Source organism: Nonomuraea sp. NPDC050536 (assembly GCF_044457685.1).
GTDB lineage: Bacteria > Actinomycetota > Actinomycetes > Streptosporangiales > Streptosporangiaceae > Nonomuraea.
On record NZ_JBITHD010000009.1, the window covers coordinates 234,756 to 252,554 of the forward strand.

Sequence of the window (17,799 nt, forward strand, 5' to 3'; positions counted from 1 at the left end):
TTGCATGGCAGCCATGCTTGATGAGAATGCCTTTGACGCTGCCACGCTCCGCCTCTTCGACGAGGTCGCCACGAGCGGGTCCTTCACGGCCGCCGCCGAGCTGCTGGGCTACACCCAGTCCGCGGTCTCGCGCCGCATCGCCGCGCTCGAGCGCGCCTGCGGCGGCCCCCTGTTCGAGCGCCTGGCCAGAGGGGTACGGCTGACGCCGGCCGGAGTCGCGCTGCACCGCCACGCCGTCGCCGTCCTCGACCGGCTGGCGCGGGCCAAGGAGGAGCTGGCCGCCATCCACGCCGGCAGCGGCGGCACGCTGCGCGTCGGGGCGTTCGCCACGGCCAACGTCGACATGGTGCCCGCCACGATGAAGGCCTTCGCGGCCCGGCACCCGCGGGTCGAGCTGCGGATGGTCGAGGGGCTGAGCGCGAGGCTGCTCGAGCGGCTGCACGCCGGCAGGCTGGACGTGGCCGTCGTCAGCGACTACCCCGACGGGCTTCCCGTCGACGGGCGGCTGCTGCTGGAGGACCGGCTGCTGGTCGCGCTGCCGCGCACGCATCGGCTCGCCGTACAGGACGCCGTCGACCTGCGCGACCTGGCCGAGGAGAGGTGGATCGAGGCGGCGCCGCGCGGCCAGCCGACGCAGCTGCTGGCGGCCTGCGCCGCGGCCGGGTTCACGCCGCGCAGCGGCCTGCGGGTGGCCGAATGGACGGGAAAGTTCGGATTCGTCGCCGCCGGGCTCGGCGTGACGCTGGTGCCCGAGCTCGCGGCGCGCGCCGTACCCGCTGATCTGGTGCTGCGTCCGCTGCTCGAGCACGCCCCCACCCGCGGGGTGTACGTGGCGCTGCCGGACGAGCCGCTGCCCGCCGCGCTGGAGTTCGCCGGATTGCTGGGAGAATGGGACGTGTGCACGACGCTTTCGCCCATCTGAACGGTCTCCTGGCGACAGGGCTGCGCGACCTGACGTCCGACCTGGGCGCGCTCGACGGGTCCGGCTGGTGGGCGGTCGTGGTGGATTTCGAGGGCAAGGTGACGTGCGCCCGCTTCGACGCGGTACGGCCGGCCCCGCTGCCCCCGGCCGGGCCGTGGATCGGGCCTGTGGAGTGGCGCAGCTCCCTCGACCAGGCCGGGTACGAGCGCGGCGTCCAGGCCATCCGGGGCTACATCGCCGAGGGCGAGGTCTACCAGGCGAACCTGTGCCGGGTGCTGTCGGCGCCGCTTCCCCCGTCGGCCGATCCGCTGGCGCTGGCGGCCAGGCTCTCCTCCGGAAATCCGGCGAACTACGCGGGGGTCATCCACGTGCCCGGCTTGAGCGTGGTGACCGCCTCGCCCGAGCTGTACCTGTCGCGCGACGGCGCCGTGATCGAGTCGCGGCCGATCAAGGGCACCGGTGTGACCAGGGACGACCTGCTGGAGAAGGACTACGCCGAGAACGTCATGATCGTCGACCTGGTCCGCAACGACCTGGGGATCGTGGCCGCCGTCGGCTCGGTCAGCGTGCCCTCGCTGTGCACCGTCGAGGACTACCCGGGCTCGGTGCACCTCGTCTCCACGGTCCGCGCCCGGCTCGCGCCGGGCTTCGGCTGGCCGGAACTGTTCGCCGCCACGTTCCCGCCCGGCTCGGTGACAGGGGCGCCCAAATCATCCGCGCTGCGCATCATCAATGAACTCGAACCGGAACCCCGCGGGCCGTACTGTGGGGCGATCGGCTGGGTGGACGCCGACCGAGGCACCGCGGCGCTGGCCGTCGGGATCCGCACGTTCTGGATGACCGGCGGCGAGATCCGCTTCGGCACCGGGGCCGGCATCACCTGGGGCAGCGACCCCCGGCGAGAGTGGCAGGAAACCGAGCTCAAGGCGTCCAGGCTGATCGCACTGGCATCCTCAGGAGGCAATAGATGACCATCCCCGTCTGGGTCAACGGCGAGCTGATCGATCCCGCCCGGGCAACCGTATCCGTCTTCGACCACGGCCTGATGGTCGGCGACGGCGTGTTCGAGACCATCAAGATCGTGAACGGCAAGGCGTTCGCGCTCACCCGCCACCTCGACCGGCTCACCCTGTCCGCCCAGCGCATGGACCTGCCGGACCCCGACGTGTCGGCCATCGCCGACGGCATCGGCAAGTGCCTGGCCGAGGCCCCCGCCTGGCCGCTCGGCCGCATCCGCGTCACCTACACCAGCGGCCCGGGCCCGCTCGGCTCCGACCGCGGCGACCAGGGCACCACCTCGGTCGTCATCGTCGACGAGCAGAAGCCGTTCCCCGCCACGGCCAAGGTGGTGGTCGTCCCCTGGCCCCGCAACGAGCGCGGCGCCCTGGCGGGCGTCAAGTCCACCTCCTACGGCGACAACGCCAAGGCCCTGGCCTACGCCAAGGCCCGCGGCGGCGGCGAGGCCGTCTTCGGCAACCTGGCCGGCAACCTCTGCGAGGGCACCGGCTCCAACCTCTTCCTGGTGTACGGCGGGCGGCTCGTCACCCCCACCCTCGAGTCGGGCTGCCTCGCGGGCGTCACCCGGGCCCTCACCCTGGAGTGGTGCGGCGGTGTCGAGGAGGACGTCCCCCTCTCGGCCCTCTACGAGGCGGAGGAGGCCTTCCTCACCTCGACCACCCGCGACATCCAGCCGATCAAGCTCGTCGACGACACGGAGCTCGCGGTGGCTCCCGGCCCGGTCACGGCCGAAGCCATGAAGATCTTCGCCGACCGCTCCGCCACCGACCTCAACCCCTGACGCCCCAGGTGGGGGCGCACCCCGCCCCCACCCCGGATGCGGGCTCGCCGTACGGCATTCGCCAGGAGGGCCCGCCGACCCACTAGGGTGTCGGACACGGTCGGGGGACCAGGGGAAGCGTATCGGGGCACGGGGGTGCTGCATGTCCGATCCACGTTCACGTATATCCGCCCGCCCGCCGGGGACTCTGGGGCGCGGTACGGCACGGCAGGTGGCGGCCGTGGCCGGCAGGACGCGCCGGGGCGTCACGGTCGGACCGCTGATCACGGTGGCGGTCGTGGCGGCGCACACGGCGCTGACCGCCAACTGGTGGGCCCTGGCGGTCCTCGTGGGCGGCGCCGCCCTGCTGCCGCCGGGCGACCTGCTGCTGCGGAAGCTGACGGTGGCGAGGATGCGGGTCGGCACGGGCGAGTTCGCCGTCAGGCTCCAGCGGCAGGAGGGGATACACCAGCGGCAGGTCTCGTACACGGCCGTCCTGGCGGTCCATCCCGACCGGCTGGCGTTCGGGCGGTTCGGGTCCGAGATCCGGCTGGACGAGATCCGCGACATCGTGATCGAACGCCCTCACCTGTTCAGGCCGCGCCCGGCCGTCTACGTGGGCCTGACGGACGGCGTGGTGATCGGCTTCTCGGTCCTGGACGGCGCTGCCAGGCTCGCCACGGCCCTGCGCACCCTCGGGATCCCCGTCGAGGAGATCTGACGATACGGTTGCCCGCATGCGCCTGGAACGGCTGTCCGGGGATGAGGCCCTGGCCCGCACGCCCGCCTTCGTCGAGCTCTACCGGTCCGCCTTCGCGGAGCCGCCATGGAACGAGTACCCCGCCGAGGCCGACGCCTTCGCCAAGCGCCTGGAAACCGACGTGCGCCGTCCCGGCTTCAGTGCCGTCCTGGCCTCCGATGAGGGCCGTCCCGCGGGCTTCGGTACGGCCTGGCCGACTCAGCCCCCGTTCCCCGCTAACCGCGCCTACGGCCGCGTCCGCGCCGAACTGGGCGACCAGGTGGACACCCGCCTCGTGGGCGCCCTCGAGGTCGACGAGCTCGCCGTCAGCCCGCACGCCCGGGGCCAGGGCCTGGCCGGCCGCCTCCTCGACCTCCTGTGCGCCGACGCCCCCCGCGCCTGGCTCCTCACCTCACCTCAGGCCGCGGACGCCATCCGCCTCTACGAACGCCTCGGCTGGCACCGCCTCACGGCCCCCCAAGCCGCCATCGTGGTCTTCACCCGCTAGCCGCTCGCACTCGTCACTGCCCGCCGTACGACTTCTGGGTCTGGACGTTGAAGTCGGGCATCTTGCTCTTCTCGGCCGGGTCCGTCAGCGGGTCCGAGATGGCGATGACGTCCAGGCCCATGCGGATGTCGCTGGAGTAGATGTAGCCGTTGTAGTAGTACGCCGACCACGACCCCGCCACGCCTCCCGCGCTGTCCGGAGGGTACGGCCCGCGTTCGAAGTAGCCGATCTCCTTGGGCTGCGTCGAGTCCGTGAAGTCCCAGATCGACACGCCGCCCTGATACCAGGCCTGGACCATGATGTCCCGCCCCTTGACGGGCAGGAGCGAGCCGTTGTGCGCCACGCAGTTCTCGTCCGGCTGCTGCTCGCGCGGGATCTTGAAGTAGCCGCGCCGCTCGAGGCTGCCGCCGACGATGTCGTAGATCGCGTCCGCGCCCTTGGTACTGGGCGTGTGGCTGTCGCACGTCGGAGCCGAGCCGCCGCCCAGCTCGTCGCTGAAGACGACCTTGGTGGCGTCGTTGTTGAACGTCGCCGAGTGCCAGATCTGGAAGTTCTCCGTGTCGCGGACCTGCTGCAGCACCTTGGGGTTGACCGGGTCGGCGATGTCGAGCAGGAACCCCTCGCCGAAGCAGGCCGCCGCTGCCAGATGCTTCTCCGGGTAGGCGGTGATGTCGTGGCACCCGCTCATGGAGTCCTGCTGCCCGGGCAGGATGTTGGGCTTCGCCACGACCTGAGCCGACTTGGGGTCGTTGACGGGGATCTCCACGACCTGGATGAGCTCGTGCGGCGCCGGGCACGTCTTCGAGTTGGGCTGCGGCCCCGGCGAGGACACGTACACGAAGAGCTTGTCGCCGTCGGGGATCATCGTGTGCGTGTGCGACCCGCAGTCGGTGGCCACCGACGCGACGTACCTGGGGCTGGCCTTGTCGCTGATGTCGAAGATCCGCAGTCCCTCCCAGTTGCGGTCGTTCGTGGTGGAGGCGCACGTCTCGTCGCTGCGCGGCTCGTCCACCGACAGGATCAGCAGGTCGCCGTAGACGGAAACGTCGTTCTGCTGGGCGGGACAGGCAACCTGGCTGACGGTCCTGGGCTTGGCGGGGTCGCTGATGTCGTAGATCGCGAAGCCGCCGAAGTTGCCGACGAAGGCGTAGTCGCCCTGGAAGGCCAGGTCGGTGTTCCAGTCCATGGGCCCGTTGAGCGGCGCCGTCCGCGGCACGTTGGCCACCAGCTTGACGTTCTTGCTCGTCATCACGTCGTCCGAGGCTGCTGCACGCCGCGACGGCTCCTGAGCGGGCGCGGGTGAGCAGGCGGCGAGCAGGATCGCCACCGCGCACGCCACCACCCCTCGAAACCTGGCAGTGTGCACGCGCGCTCCCTAGATCTCGTGGTCCAGTATGGAAGCTATGTCATCTCACCGGCGCGCGCTGACCGTCACGGCTGTGACGATCCTCGCGCTGGCGGGCTGCTCCGCCGCCCCCGGCGGTCCCTCGCCCATCGGCTCGGGCGCCCCGGTGATCGTCCCCCAGGGTCCCGGTACGGCAGGCCGTACGGCAAGCCCCGGAGAGCGCCTGGGACAGACGGGCACGCCCGTGGAGGCGGACGTCCGCTTCGCGGAGTCGATGATCCCGCACCACGAGCAGGCGCTGGAGATGACGAGCCTGGTGGCGGAACGCACCACGAACCCGCAGATACGGCGCATCGCCGACCAGATCACGCTCGCGCAGGGACCGGAGATCAAGCTGCTGTCATCCTGGCTCGCCGACCAGGGACGCCCCGCTCCGGCAGGGCACGGGCACGGGCCCACGTCGTACGGCATGGCCGCAGCGTCCGAGCTGACCGCCCTGGACGCCGCCAGGGGCGCGGAGTTCGACCGGATGTTCCTGCGGCTCATGATCAGGCACCACACGGGCGCGCTGAAGATGGCGGAGGAGGAGCTGGCGCGGGGGCAGGACCAGCGGATGCGGCTGATGGCCCGCGACGTCTACGCGGGGCAGAGCATCGAGATCGCCAGGATGAAGGAAACCGCCCGGTAACGCTGGGTAGCCGTCGGGTGGCTCATCTGGCGTCGTGACGGCGAGAGGCCGATTCACCCATGCGCACCGGCCGCTGCGGGACGTGCGGGCACGTCGGCGGGTGGCGGTGGGCTCGGCTTGCCGTACAGGAGTCGTGGGGGCTGGGGGTTGGGGATTCTTTAAGAGGGCCAGAGCATGTTGGTCAGCTCGGCGTCCAGGTCCATGAAATCGGTCTCCCGGCCTGCGGGCACCTTCTCGTAGGTGCGATGCAGGAACTCGGTGAGAGGAGCCAGCGGGACTTCGAAGAGCGCCTGTCCGAACGGTGACGTCAGGCTGATGTGCAGGGTGCGTTCGCCGTCGGCACGCGCAGGCCAGACCTGCACGTCGCCGTCGCCGACGCGTCTCACGATGCCCACGGTCAGCAATTCGCGGGCGAAGATCCACTCGACCGGTTCGTCGTTCCCTACGTGGAAGGCCATGCGGATGGCATACGGATCGTCGGCTGTGTAACTCAGTCCGGCGAGCAGGGGGACGGTTGTACGGTCGGGGACCACAAGCCGAAGGCCAAGCTCGGCGGAGACGGTGGTGCTGTTCATCGTCAGCCAAACCTTTTCGTCGTAGGTCCCCTCTACGGGGCTTTCACTGCTCACACGGACTTCGTCCTGAGCTATGACGCGGAACGAAGAAACCTGTAGGAAAGATTCCGCTCCTGGGGCCTTCTGTAACGCACATCACAGCAGGACATTTAGGCATCTACCTGGCTAAACGACATCAATCGGTCCCTGTTTACAAGGGTTTTGCGTGTTGCGGAGCCTGTCCCGGCGTGCCCACCGGAACCTTTCACTGCAAAGGATCACGATCGGCACGTTACGGAACAGGACGATGGTATGCCACGAGCCCACCCCGCTGATGGCCAACCACCGCGTTTCCCCCGAATCGTCTCCCAGCGGCGTCGACGCCCCGCGCCGATGCGCCAGGAGGTCCGGGAGTGCGGTATGGTTTTCCCCGTCGGCGCCACACGGAGCCGGCACAGGGCGGGCGATTAGCTCAGCGGGAGAGCGCTTCGTTCACACCGAAGAGGTCACTGGTTCGATCCCAGTATCGCCCACCACGTCAGAGGCCACTTCCCAACGCGGGAAGTGGCCTTCTTGATCTTCCGGATACTTACGGATCCTCGGCGTCCTGGCCAGGGAAGATCCGATCCATGATCACTGTCCCCTCCCGCATCACGGGACGGATTTTCTGACGGTAGATCTTCTCCGTGACCGCTGAACCGCCGACATCTGTTCGATGGGCACACCGTCAGCGGAGAGCAGCGAGACGAAGCCGTGTCTCATCTCGCGAGGGGTCCAGTCCTTGGCGATCAATACACCCATGGCAATTCACGAACCTCCTCGGTACGGAGCCCGACGAGGTGCGAAACGAGGATGTCCGCACGCAGCCACGGTTTAGTCGTCTCGTTCGCCTCCAGAACTGCCGTGGCCTGCTCCAAGGTAAGAGCCCTGTGGCCCCCTGGCCCTGGGTGGGTGTTGTTGAGGGCTCGTGCGCGCCCCCGGTTCGTGGCTGACCGCCAAGGCGTCGAATTGCTTCAAGAGCAAGGCGCCGGGGTCGTCGAACGGCCACCGCCGTCGGCATGCCAATGGGCCGGTAGCGAATGTGACCTGTGAGAACCGGATCCCGCCTTGCGCCGAGGGTGTGGATCTTGGGATGACGGGCGATCTTGCTCGGGCGTTGACATGGGGGTTGACCTGGGGAGATGTTGATGAGAGGTGTGGTGAGGGGAGGCACTGATGCCTTGGCACCTGGAAGGAACCTATTTCGAGAACTGCAACTGCGACATGATCTGCCCGTGTTCGACTTCTGGGCTGACGGCACCGGCCGACAACGAACGGTGCCGTGTGGCGCTCGCTTTCCACATCGACTCCGGGCAGGTCGACGGGGTCGAGGTGGGAGGTCTCACGGTCGCGATCGTGGCCGACACGCCATCGCTCATGGGGCAAGGCGACTGGCGCGCGGGAGTGTACATGGACGCGGCGGCCTCGCAGGAGCAGGCGGAGGCGCTCGGAGCGATCTTCTCCGGCCAGCGGGGCGGGCCGATGGAGGCCCTCGCGCCGCTGATCGGCGAGATGCTGGGAATGGAGGTCGCCCCGATCGACTATGTCGACGACGGCCGTCTGCATCGGGTACGGATCGGGGATGCGGTGCGTATGGAGGTCGAGGACTTCGTCTCTCCACTCGATTCGACCGGGCAAGGCGTCCGCGTCAGCGGCATCGGCTTCCCTGCCGACACGCTGGCCGCCGGGCGAGCGCTGACGGCGGAGGTCAACGCCTTCGGGCTGGAATGGTCGAATGAGGGGAAGAACGCGTTCTCGGCGCCCTTCTCCTGGTCGGCTTAGGGATCAACACCAGACCCCAGCGGAGATCAGGCGGGTTTGGGGACGGGCATCAAGTGGAACGTGATGCGGACGCGGGTGCCGGCGGGCCCCGTGTCGATGGCGGTGGCGTCGCTGAGGAGGCGGACCAGCCAGAGGCCCCGGCCGCCGAAGTGATCCAGCGGGGGCATCGGCGAGTCGAGGGTGCCGTCCGGTATGCCGGGGCCGGAGTCCGAGATCTCGCAGTGCAGCTGGGCGTCGCTCCGCCAGAGGCGGAGCAGGCCACGGCCGCCGGCGTGGTCGACGACGTTGGTGACCGCCTCGTGGACCGCCAGGACGAAGTTTTCGTGGCGGGCGCCGCTCAGCCCTGATCGGCGCGCGTGATCGCCGACGGAGTGCCGCAGGTCGGTGACCTGACGCCGGGTGAAAGCGGTGGCCATGATCGGGAGCTCGTGGCCGCTCATCTCGGACCTCTCGCCGGTTGTCCCCTGCGACGGTGCGGGCGCACCCAACCGCCGACCAGGGTCTCTCGACACCGCCGCCGGGTCAACGCTCTCCTGCCAGATCACGGACGAACACCGGCACGGCTCACGGGGGTGCCGAGCGGCAGCTCGTTCAGGCTGTCGCGCAGGCGCGCCGTCCACAGCGGGATGTCCAGCCGCCGGCACAGCTCCATCGCCTCGTCCAGGCAGACGCGCGCCTCCTCCGTCGCGGACTGGGCCAGGTAGGCGCGGGCCAGCGCGTGCAGGGAGCGCACCTGCATGAGCGGGTCGCGCAGCTCCCGCGACATCTCCAGCGCCACCACGAGCCGGTCGCGGGCGGGCTCAGGCTCGCCCCTGGCCGAGTGCAGCAGCCCGCGGGCGTAGTGCACGTACGCGAACGCCGCGGTGCCGCCGATGGCGTGGGCGAACTCCTCGATCACCTCGAAGGCCCGCTCGGCCTCGGCCGGCCGGCCGAGCGCCAGGTAAGCCTCGCCCAGCCAGTAGGAGCTCTGCGTCCTGATCAGCACCGCCCCGGCCTGCTGGGCCTGCTCCACCGCCTGATGCAGGACCGCGACCGCGGTCTCGAGTGAGCCGTTCTCGACGTGCACGATGCCGATCTGGTGCAGCGCGTCGGCCGCCGCGCTGCCGTCGCCCAGCTCCTCCAGCAGGTCGTAGGCCTGGCGCGCCAGCTCGACCGAGCGGGCGGCGTTGCCGGCGATGCGCTCGTAGACGGCCAGGTGCCGCAGCACGATCGCGGTGCCGTGCCGGTCGCCGATCTCCTGGAACAGCCGCAGGGCCCGGTCGTGGGCGCCGCCCGCCTCGGCGTAGCGGCGCCGCCAGGCGTGCAGCGACCCCAGCAGGTGCCACATCGCGGCCTCGCCCCGCCGGTTGCCCGCCGCCTGGCAGGCGGCCAGCGCCCGCTGCTGCACCTGCAGCCACTCGTCGACGTAGTAGCCCTGCTGAAAGGCCGGCATCGCGCCGAGCGCCAGCTCCCAGCACAGCTCGTCCATCCCCAGCGACGCGCACTGCTCCACCGCCCGCACCAGCGCCGTCCGCTCGGCCAGCATCAGCGCGACGGGCCTGTCCGCCACCCGCAGCCCAGCGGTGGCGATCTCGGGCCGCCAGCGCGGCGTCTCGCCCACGTACACCCCGGCCCCGGCGGCCCGGTGCGCGGCGTCGGTCAGCGCCAGCCACCCGCCGAAGGCCCGCCGCAGCGCCTCCTGGTCGCCGGGCTCGTCGAGCTCGCGGGCGAAGACCCGGATCAGGTCGTGGAAGCGGTAGCGGGCCGGCCCGGTGCCGTCCAGCAGCCGCGCCTCGACCAGCTCGTCGAGCAGCTCGTCGGCCTCCTTCAGCGAGGTGTCGAGTACGGCTGCCGCCACCCAGGACGGCAGGTCAGGCGCGTCGAGCCGCCCCAGCAGCCGGAACAGCAGCCGAGCCCGGGGCGGCAGCGCGTGGTAGCCCAGCGCGAAGCTGGCCCGCACGGTCTGGTCACCGTGGCGCAGCCGGTCGAGCCGGTCGCGCTCGTCGCCGAGCTGGTCGACCAGGTCGGCCACCCGCCAGTGCGGCCTGGCCACCAGCCGGGCCCCGGCGATCCGCAGCGCCAGCGGCAGCCCCGCGCACAGCCGCAGCAACCGGGAGGCGGCGGCCCACTCGGCGCCGACGCGCCGCCGCCCGGTGATCGCCGCCAGCAGGCGCAGGCCCTCGGTGTCCGACAGGCCCTCCAGGTCGATCGAGCGCGTGCACGCCAGTCCGCCCAGCCGCGGCCGGCTGGTGACGATCACTCCGCAGGTGCCGCTGCCCGGCAGCAGCGGCCGCACCTGCCCCTCGTCGCCCACGTTGTCGAGGACGACCAGCACCCGCCGTCCGGCCAGCACGCTGCGGTAGAGCGAGGCGCGCTCGTCGCCGTCCTCGGGCACGTGGGCGTCGGCCACGCCCAGCGCCCGCAGGAACCGGCCGAGCACCTCCAGCGGGTCCGCGCGGGTGTGCAGGTCGGCGAAGAGCTGGCCGTCGGGGTAGGCGGAGGAGACGCGGTGGGCGGCGTGCACGGCGAACGTGGTCTTGCCGATGCCGCCGCGCCCCGACACGGTCACCACCGGCACCGGGGCGTCGGGGTCGCGCTCACCGCTGAGCGTCTCCCGCAGCACCGCCAGCTCCTCGGCACGCCCGGTGAAGTCGGCCAGGTCGCCTGGCAGCGTGTGCGGCCGCAAGGGGGAGCGGCCGCCCGGCAGGTCGAGCGCCGGGTCGGAGGTGAGGATGGCCCGCTGCAGCGCCTGCAGCTCGGGCCCGGGGTCGAGGCCGGTCTCCTCGGCCAGCACGCGCCTGACCTCGCTGAAGGCCTCCAGCGCCTCGGCCTTGCGCCCGCACCGGTACAGCGCGGTCATCAGCCGCGCCCACAGCCGCTCGCGCAGCGGGTTGCGGCCGGTCAGCGCCACCAGCTCGGGCACCAGCTCGGCGTGCCTGCCCAGCTGGAGGTCGGCGTCGATGCGGTGCCGCACGGCCACCACCCGCGACTCGGCCAGGCGCCTGGCCTCGGAGCGGACCAGCGGGATGTCCTGGATGTCGGCGAAGGCGTCCTCGCCCCGCCACAGCTCCAGCGCCGTGCGCAGCACGCGGGCGGCGCGCGCCGGGTCGGTCTCGGCCGCGCCCTGGGCGGCCAGCTCGGCGAAGCGGCGCTCGTCCAGCTCGCCGGGAGCGACGACGACCAGGTAGCCGGGCTCGCGCCGGACGATCCGCTCGGGATCGCCCAGCGCCCGCCGTAACGTGTGCACGTAGAGCTGGATGTTCTTGGCCGCCGATTTCGGGGGCGCCTCGCCCCACAGCTCATTGATCAGCGTCTGCACCGCGATCGGCTTGCCGGGGTCGCACAGCAGCAGCGCGAGCAGCCCGCGGGCCTTGGGCGGCCCCAGATCGATCTGCTCGCCGTCCGCCGTGACCAGGAGGGGTCCGAGGACCGCGAACTCCAGGCGAGGGATCATGATACGGCGACTTTACCAAGGATTGTCAGACCGCCACGATCTGTGAGCTTCGAGGCTCAGGACACGACGCTCGCGGCCAGCACGAGGCTGGCGGCGCCGAGGGCGTGCCCGCTGTCGTCCCAGGGGCGGACCGCGATGTCCAGGCCTGGCAGGATGCCGTCGTCGGACACGGAGTGGAAACCGGGCGCCAGGTAGGGCCACAGCACGTGGCTCTCACCGATCACCGTCATGGCGCGTACGGCCAGCACGTTGGCGACCCCGGCCACCGCCCTGCCGAGGATGGCGCCGGTCTCCGCGAGCAGGTCCCTGATGCCCGGGGCGTCCTCGGCGGCCAGCCGTACCAGGTCGGGGACCTGCGTGGAGGTCAGGCCGCGGGCGCGGGCCTCGGCGGCCAGGGCGTAGTCGGCGACGTAGGCGTCCAGGCAGCCGCGCCGCCCGCACACGCAGGTGGGACCGCCGGGCCCGATGGGGACGTGGCCGAACTCGCCGGCCACGCCGTCGGGGCCGCGGTGCACGCGGCGGCCCAGCACGATGCCCATGCCGACGCCGTCGCCGATGGCCAGCACCAGGAAGTCGTCGTGCTCGCGCCCGGCGCCGAACAGCAACTCGGCCGTGGTCGAGGCGCGCGTGTCGTTGTCGATCAGCACGGGCACCGGCAGCCGGGCGGCGAGCAGGGGCAGCAGCGGCAGGTCGGTCCAGCCGAGCCGGGGCGAGAGCCGTACGGTCCCGGCGAAGGGGTCGATGAGACCGGGGAGGGCCAGGCCGACCGCGCGCACCCGGGAGTCCTCCAGGACGGGCTCGCAGGCCGAGGCGAGCTGGTCGACCGGGTCGTCGGCGGGGGAGAACGGCAGCTTGAAGCGCCGCACCTCGCTGCCGTCGAGCCGCATCACCACCCCCACCAGGTGGTCGGGGTGGACGCGCAGGCCCAGCGTGTGGGCGGCGTCGGCGACCACCTCCAGCGGCACGCGCGGCCTGCCGGGGCCGCTGACCTGCGGCGGCAGCTCGCGCATGAAGCCCAGCTCGATCAGGCGCCGGGTGTGGTCGCTGACCGTGGCCGCGCCTAAGCCGAGCCGGGCGGCGATCTGTGAGCGGTTGAGCGGTTGCGACCCGGCCAGAGCGAGAATCTCCGCGCGGACCAGATCCTCCCGATACCGAGGCTGGGGCATGTGGTCATTCTTCCTCTCTTGACGCCCGGCTCCTACCGCGCCTAGGGTCGCCAACCATAATAAATTCGTCACCGAAAATACTAGGGGCGAGGCTCATGCGACACAGCGGCAGGGTCCTGCTGGCGACCGGATTAGTGGCGGCGCTGACCGCCGGATGCGGCGGCGGAGGATCGAGTACGGCCGGCGGCACGAAGGACTCGGCGGGCGCGGTCACGCTCGACTGGGAGATGTGGGCGGGCAGCGAGGACGAGAAGGTCCAGCTGGATCATCTCGCCCAGCTCGTCACCCAGCAGGACCCGAAGATCAAGATCAAGTTGCGCACGGCGCCGTTCAACGACTATTTCACCAAGCTGCAGACCGAGTTCGCCGCCGGCAAGCAGGCCTGCGTGGTGTCCCTGCAGAGCCTGCGGCTGGGCGCCTACGCCGACCTGATGGAGCCGCTCACGCCCGGCGACGGCTTCGCGCCCGCCGCGCTGGAGGCGCTGAAGATGGGCGGCAAGCAGCTCGCCCTGCCCTTCGACCTGGCCTCGATGCTGCTGTACTACAACGCCGACGCCTTCGCCAAGGCCGGTCTGCCCGAGCCGAAGGCCGGCTGGACGATCGCCGACTTCGAAAAGGCCGCCAAGGCGCTGTCGACCGGCGGCAAGAGCGGCTTCGGCATGTCGTTCTCCGACCTGCACACGCTGTCGCTGCTGCTGTCCTACAACGGCGCCCGCCCGGTCACCGACGACCTCAAGCTGCAGATGGATGCCCAGCCCATGGTCGACGCGCTCACCTGGTACGCCGGCCTGGCCAAGAGCAAGGCGGGTAGCGTCCCTGCCAGCTCCTCCGACGGCGGCTGGGGCGAGACCCAGTTCGTCAACGGCAACGCCATGATGGCCGTCGACGGCTCCTGGGACGTCGGCTCCACACTGAAGGACGCCAAGTTCAAGGTCGGCCTCGCGCCACTGCCCGCCGGGCCGAACGGGTCGAAGACCTACGTCGCCAACTCCGGCTTCGGCGTGGCCAAGTCGTGCCCGTACAAGGAGCAGGCGATCAAGGCGGTGTCGATCCTGGCCGGGGCCGAGGCGCAGGGGTATCTCGCCGGAGCGGGGCGTGGCTTCCCGGCCCGTACGGCGCAGCAGGCCGACTACGAGCAGTTCCTGGTCAAGGCGAATCCGGACAACGCCGAGGGCGTGCAGCAGGCGATGGCCGCGATCAAGGACGGTCTCGCCGGCGGAGTGCCGCTGTTCACGACGAAGAACTGGGACACGGTCAACAAGACCATGGCGCAGTACCTCCTGCAGGCCTACACCGGGGCGCAGAGCCCCAAGGACGCGCTGTCGGCCATCCAGCAGCAGGGCGCGCGGGGCCAGTGAGGCTCAGCCGCGCCGAGCAGTGGAGCGCGCTCGGCTTCGCCACGCCGAGCGTGCTCGGGCTCGGACTGTTCACGCTGTTCCCTGTCGGCATGGCGGTCGTCATGAGCTTCTTCCAGTGGCCCATGCTGGGCACCCAGGAGTTCATCGGGCTCGACAACTTCCGCTACCTGTTCGGTGAGGATCCCAACTTCCTCGCGGCGCTGCGCAACACGTTCGTCTTCACCGGGCTGTACGTGCCGCTGAACCTCGTGGTCGCGCTCGGGCTGGCGTTCTGGATCAGCCACTCGCGCTGGAAGAACCTGTGGCGGGTGCTGTTCTTCATCCCGGCGATCACGCCGATGGTGGCCAACGCGGTGATCTGGAAACTGCTGTTCCAGCAGATCGGCAGGGAGCCCAACCTGCTGGCCGACGGGCACACCGCGCTGCTGTCGGTGGTGGCGATGAGTGTCTGGCAGGGCTTCGGCTACAACCTGATCGTCTTCTCCGCGGCCATCAACGAGATGCCCAAGCCGGTGCTGGAGGCCGCCGCGATCGACGGGGCGACCGGCTGGCGCAGGCTCCTGCGGGTGCAGCTGCCGCTGATCTCACCGGCGCTGTTCTTCGCCACGATCATGACGGTGATCAGCGCGCTGCAGGTGTTCACCCAGCCCTACATCCTGACCGCGGGCGGCCCGGGCAACGCCACCGAGACCCTGGTCATGGACATCTACCAGGCCGGGTTCCAGGCGCGCGACCTCGGGCTTGCGGCGGCGGGCGCGTGGGTGCTGTTCGCGATCATCCTGCTGGTGACCGGCGTGCAGTTCCTCGGCCAGCAGCGGTGGGTGCACTATGAGAGCTAGAAGCGTGATCTCCCATGTGCTGCTGGCCGGGGTGGCGCTGGCGTTCCTGTATCCGCTGATCTTCGCGGTCGCCACGGCGCTGAAGCCGCCGGGGGAGACGTTCGGCTCGGCCTCGCTGGTCGGCTCCTCGCTGCGCTGGCAGAACTTCTCCGACGTCTTCGCCTACGTGCCGTTCCAGCGCTACATCCTGAACGGCGTGCTGGTCGCCGGCGCGGGGACGGTGGTCGTGCTGTGCGCCTCGGCGCTGTCGGCCTACGCCTTCGCCGCGCTGCGCTGGCGCGGCAGGGACGGGGTGTTCCTGCTGTTCCTGGCCACGCTGATGGTGCCGCAGGAGGTGCTGGTCGTGCCGATGTTCCTGCTCATGCAGGCCTTCGGCTGGGTCGACAGCTACCAGTCGCTGATCTTCCCGTGGGCCTTCACCGCGTTCGGCACGTTCCTGCTGCGGCAGTTCTTCCGCAGCGTGCCCGGCGAGCTGCGGGAGGCCGCGCGCATCGACAGCGCGGGTGAGCTGCGCATCTTCGTGCGCATCATGCTCCCGCTTGCCAGGCCCGCGCTGGGCGTTCTGGCCGTGTTCACCTTCATCACCTACTGGAACAGCTTCCTCTGGCCGCTCATCATGATCAACGACGTGACCGCGCGCGGCACCGTGCCCCTCGGACTACAGCTGTTCTTCGGCCAGAACGGCAACCAGTGGCACCTGGTCATGGCCGCCTCGATCATCTCCATCCTGCCCACCCTGCTGCTGCTCATCGCGCTGCAGAAGCACCTGGTCAAGGGCATCGCCACCGCCGGGCTCGCCGGACGCTGAAAGGACTCCATGTTCGCTTTCGATCGACGTACCGGGCCCGACCTCGGTGTGGACTACCCCTCCAGGGATGTGCCCGGGTGGTACCGGGACGCCAAGTTCGGCGTGTTCGTGCACTGGGGGCTGTACTCGGTGCCCGGCTGGGCCTATCCGGGGCCCGACGTGCCCGTCGAGCTGGACTACAGCCACCACCAGTACGCCGAGTGGTACGCCAACACCGTCCGCATCCCCGGCTCGCCGACCGCCGAACACCACGAGCGGAACTTCGGCGTCGGCACCTCCTACGAGGACCTGGCCGACCAGTGGCAGCCCAAGGCGCCTGAGGGCTGGATGGCGCTGTTCGCCGAGTGCGGCGCCCGCTACGTGATCCCGACCGCCAAGCACCACGACGGGTTCTGCCTGTGGGACACCGCCACGACCCGCTTCGGCAGCCTGCATCGCGGGCCACGCAGGGACGTGGTGGCCGAGCTGGCCGCCGCCGCCCGGGCCGAGGGGCTGCGCTTCGGCTGCTACTACTCGGGGGCGCTGGACTGGCACGTCTCGCACTTCCCGCCCATCCGCTCCTCGACCGACCTGTTCACCTTCCGCCGCAACGACGAGGCCTTCGCCCGCTACTGCTTCGACCAGGTCGCCGAGCTGATCGACCGGCACGCGCCCGACGTGCTGTGGAACGACATCGACTGGCCCGACTCGGCCAAGGCGGCCGGGCCGTACAGCCTCAAGTCCCTCTTCGAGCGCTACTACGCCGCGGTGCCCGACGGCGTGGTCAACGACCGGTGGGGCGTGCCGCACCTGGGCTTCCGCACCCGCGAGTACACCACGGAGGGGCGGACGACGCCGTGGGTGTGGGAGGCCACCCGGGGGCTGGGCCGCTCGTTCGGCTACAACAGGGCCGAGGACGACCGGCACCTGATCGGGCCCGCCCAGCTGGTGCACCTGCTGGCCGACACCGTGGCCAAGAACGGCAACCTGCTGCTCAACATCGGCCCGCGCGGCGACGGGACGCTGCCGGAGAACCAGGTGGAGCGGCTGCGGTACCTGGGGGCGTGGCTGCGCGACCACGCCGGCGCGATCTACGGCACGCGGCCGTGGCGGCGGCACGCCGAGCCGGTGGGGGTGCCGGTCCGCTACACGGTACGGCCGGACGGCACGCTCAACGTGATCGTGCTCGACCCTTCCGCGGGCCGGTTCCGCCTGCCCGACGACTTGACCGGAAATTTCATGACCTGGGGGGATGGGCCCGCCGAGGTAATAGACGGATATGTCACCATCCCAGAGCAGATGCGCGAACTACCCGCCGCCGTACTCCTGGTGCCAGGACAAGCCTGACCCACGCCCACAGGCGCGCGTTGCGGCGAGCAACCCCGTGAGCCTTCCCGGCCGGCCAGGACAGAGGCCGGCCACTTACGGCGCGTGCGCGGAAGTGCGGCGGTAGCCGTACAAGAGCAGGCGTACAAGAAGAGCATTTAGGGGTGTTGCGGCGGCGCACGAGACACGGGGCGGAAAGTCGCGCACAATGGCCGGGTGAGCAAGCGATCGCGCAGGCGCCGCGCACTCACCAGTGGCGCACCGAGCTGGAAACCAGGCTACGGCCCGGGCGAGCCGCACGGCCCGGATGACGACGACCTCCCCGGCGACCCGATGGGAGGCGACGGCGGGGTCAGGGAGCCGCGCAGGCCCAAACCCGCGCCGCCGTCGCTCTCGGCGCGGGCACCGCTGCCAGGGCCGCCGGAGGCGGAACGGATCCTGACCGGGGATGAGACGAACGCAACCCTGGTTCATCCCTGATCTGGCAGCATCCTGGCCAGATCCCGTCCTCGCGGATGGGACCATCTATGGAGGGT

17 protein-coding genes and 1 tRNA gene are annotated in these 17,799 nt (G+C 70.6%); 13 read left to right on the forward strand and 5 right to left on the reverse strand.

The features are described 5' to 3' along the window. The first annotated feature begins 13 nt into the window (after positions 1-13). The 5 genes from ACIBHX_RS25845 (at position 14) to ACIBHX_RS25865 (ending at position 3,946) form a co-directional block, all read left to right on the forward strand. Positions 14-922: a LysR family transcriptional regulator gene (locus ACIBHX_RS25845; RefSeq protein WP_397069804.1), complete on the forward strand. Its 909-nt coding sequence runs from the start codon at positions 14-16 to the stop codon at positions 920-922. Next, positions 889-1,893, forward strand: coding sequence for a chorismate-binding protein (locus ACIBHX_RS25850; RefSeq protein WP_397069805.1), 1,005 nt, complete (start codon positions 889-891; stop codon positions 1,891-1,893). The genes ACIBHX_RS25845 and ACIBHX_RS25850 overlap by 34 nt, the downstream gene beginning before the upstream one ends. Then, positions 1,890-2,720 (forward strand): aminotransferase class IV, encoded by an 831-nt coding sequence (locus ACIBHX_RS25855; protein ID WP_397069806.1) that lies wholly within the window; start codon positions 1,890-1,892, stop codon positions 2,718-2,720. Before ACIBHX_RS25850 ends, ACIBHX_RS25855 begins: the two co-directional genes overlap by 4 nt. Positions 2,721-2,862: 142 nt before the next feature. Continuing rightward, complete coding sequence (locus tag ACIBHX_RS25860) at positions 2,863-3,420, forward strand: hypothetical protein (protein ID WP_397069807.1); 558 nt, start codon at positions 2,863-2,865, stop codon at positions 3,418-3,420. 16 nt (positions 3,421-3,436) lie between these two features. Then, on the forward strand, positions 3,437-3,946 hold the full coding sequence (locus tag ACIBHX_RS25865; protein ID WP_397069808.1) for a GNAT family N-acetyltransferase: 510 nt from the start codon (positions 3,437-3,439) through the stop codon (positions 3,944-3,946). 13 nt (positions 3,947-3,959) lie between these two features. Here ACIBHX_RS25865 and ACIBHX_RS25870 read toward each other — a convergent pair whose 3' ends face one another. Further along, complete coding sequence (locus ACIBHX_RS25870; protein ID WP_397069809.1) at positions 3,960-5,312, reverse strand: LVIVD repeat-containing protein; 1,353 nt, start codon at positions 5,310-5,312, stop codon at positions 3,960-3,962. Positions 5,313-5,349: 37 nt separating this feature from the next. On the opposite strand from ACIBHX_RS25870, the gene ACIBHX_RS25875 reads away from it, so the two are divergent. After that, positions 5,350-5,979 carry a DUF305 domain-containing protein gene (locus ACIBHX_RS25875; protein WP_397069810.1) on the forward strand — a complete coding sequence of 210 codons (630 nt, stop codon included), beginning with the start codon at positions 5,350-5,352 and terminating at the stop codon, positions 5,977-5,979. 158 nt (positions 5,980-6,137) lie between these two features. Here ACIBHX_RS25875 and ACIBHX_RS25880 read toward each other — a convergent pair whose 3' ends face one another. Then, a complete protein-coding gene (locus tag ACIBHX_RS25880) occupies positions 6,138-6,554 on the reverse strand; it encodes an SsgA family sporulation/cell division regulator (RefSeq protein ID WP_020547189.1) in 417 nt (138 codons plus the stop codon). Between the two features lie 440 nt (positions 6,555-6,994). On the opposite strand from ACIBHX_RS25880, the gene ACIBHX_RS25885 reads away from it, so the two are divergent. Then, positions 6,995-7,069, forward strand: a tRNA-Val gene (locus ACIBHX_RS25885). A gap of 679 nt (positions 7,070-7,748) precedes the next feature. Next, the gene (locus ACIBHX_RS25890; RefSeq protein WP_397069811.1) at positions 7,749-8,354 is read left to right on the forward strand and encodes a DUF1326 domain-containing protein; all 606 of its coding nucleotides are present in this window, start codon (positions 7,749-7,751) and stop codon (positions 8,352-8,354) included. 26 nt (positions 8,355-8,380) lie between these two features. Here the strand turns inward: ACIBHX_RS25890 and ACIBHX_RS25895 are convergent, their stop codons facing one another. The 3 genes from ACIBHX_RS25895 to ACIBHX_RS25905 form a co-directional block, all read right to left on the reverse strand. Continuing rightward, complete coding sequence (locus ACIBHX_RS25895) at positions 8,381-8,794, reverse strand: ATP-binding protein (RefSeq protein WP_397069812.1); 414 nt, start codon at positions 8,792-8,794, stop codon at positions 8,381-8,383. Positions 8,795-8,895: 101 nt separating this feature from the next. Next, positions 8,896-11,787 (reverse strand): BTAD domain-containing putative transcriptional regulator, encoded by a 2,892-nt coding sequence (locus ACIBHX_RS25900; RefSeq protein ID WP_397069813.1) that lies wholly within the window; start codon positions 11,785-11,787, stop codon positions 8,896-8,898. Between the two features lie 56 nt (positions 11,788-11,843). Further along, positions 11,844-12,953, reverse strand: coding sequence for an ROK family protein (locus tag ACIBHX_RS25905; RefSeq protein WP_397069814.1), 1,110 nt, complete (start codon positions 12,951-12,953; stop codon positions 11,844-11,846). Positions 12,954-13,048: 95 nt separating this feature from the next. On the opposite strand from ACIBHX_RS25905, the gene ACIBHX_RS25910 reads away from it, so the two are divergent. From ACIBHX_RS25910 to ACIBHX_RS25930, 5 genes are all read left to right on the forward strand, one after another. Continuing rightward, on the forward strand, positions 13,049-14,311 hold the full coding sequence (locus ACIBHX_RS25910) for an ABC transporter substrate-binding protein (RefSeq protein WP_397069815.1): 1,263 nt from the start codon (positions 13,049-13,051) through the stop codon (positions 14,309-14,311). After that, on the forward strand, positions 14,308-15,150 hold the full coding sequence (locus tag ACIBHX_RS25915; RefSeq protein WP_397069816.1) for a carbohydrate ABC transporter permease: 843 nt from the start codon (positions 14,308-14,310) through the stop codon (positions 15,148-15,150). The genes ACIBHX_RS25910 and ACIBHX_RS25915 overlap by 4 nt, the downstream gene beginning before the upstream one ends. Continuing rightward, complete coding sequence (locus ACIBHX_RS25920; protein WP_397069817.1) at positions 15,140-15,958, forward strand: carbohydrate ABC transporter permease; 819 nt, start codon at positions 15,140-15,142, stop codon at positions 15,956-15,958. Before ACIBHX_RS25915 ends, ACIBHX_RS25920 begins: the two co-directional genes overlap by 11 nt. A gap of 9 nt (positions 15,959-15,967) precedes the next feature. Then, complete coding sequence (locus ACIBHX_RS25925; RefSeq protein ID WP_397069818.1) at positions 15,968-17,284, forward strand: alpha-L-fucosidase; 1,317 nt, start codon at positions 15,968-15,970, stop codon at positions 17,282-17,284. A gap of 195 nt (positions 17,285-17,479) precedes the next feature. After that, complete coding sequence (locus ACIBHX_RS25930; protein ID WP_397069819.1) at positions 17,480-17,743, forward strand: hypothetical protein; 264 nt, start codon at positions 17,480-17,482, stop codon at positions 17,741-17,743. The last annotated feature ends 56 nt before the right edge of the window (positions 17,744-17,799 follow it).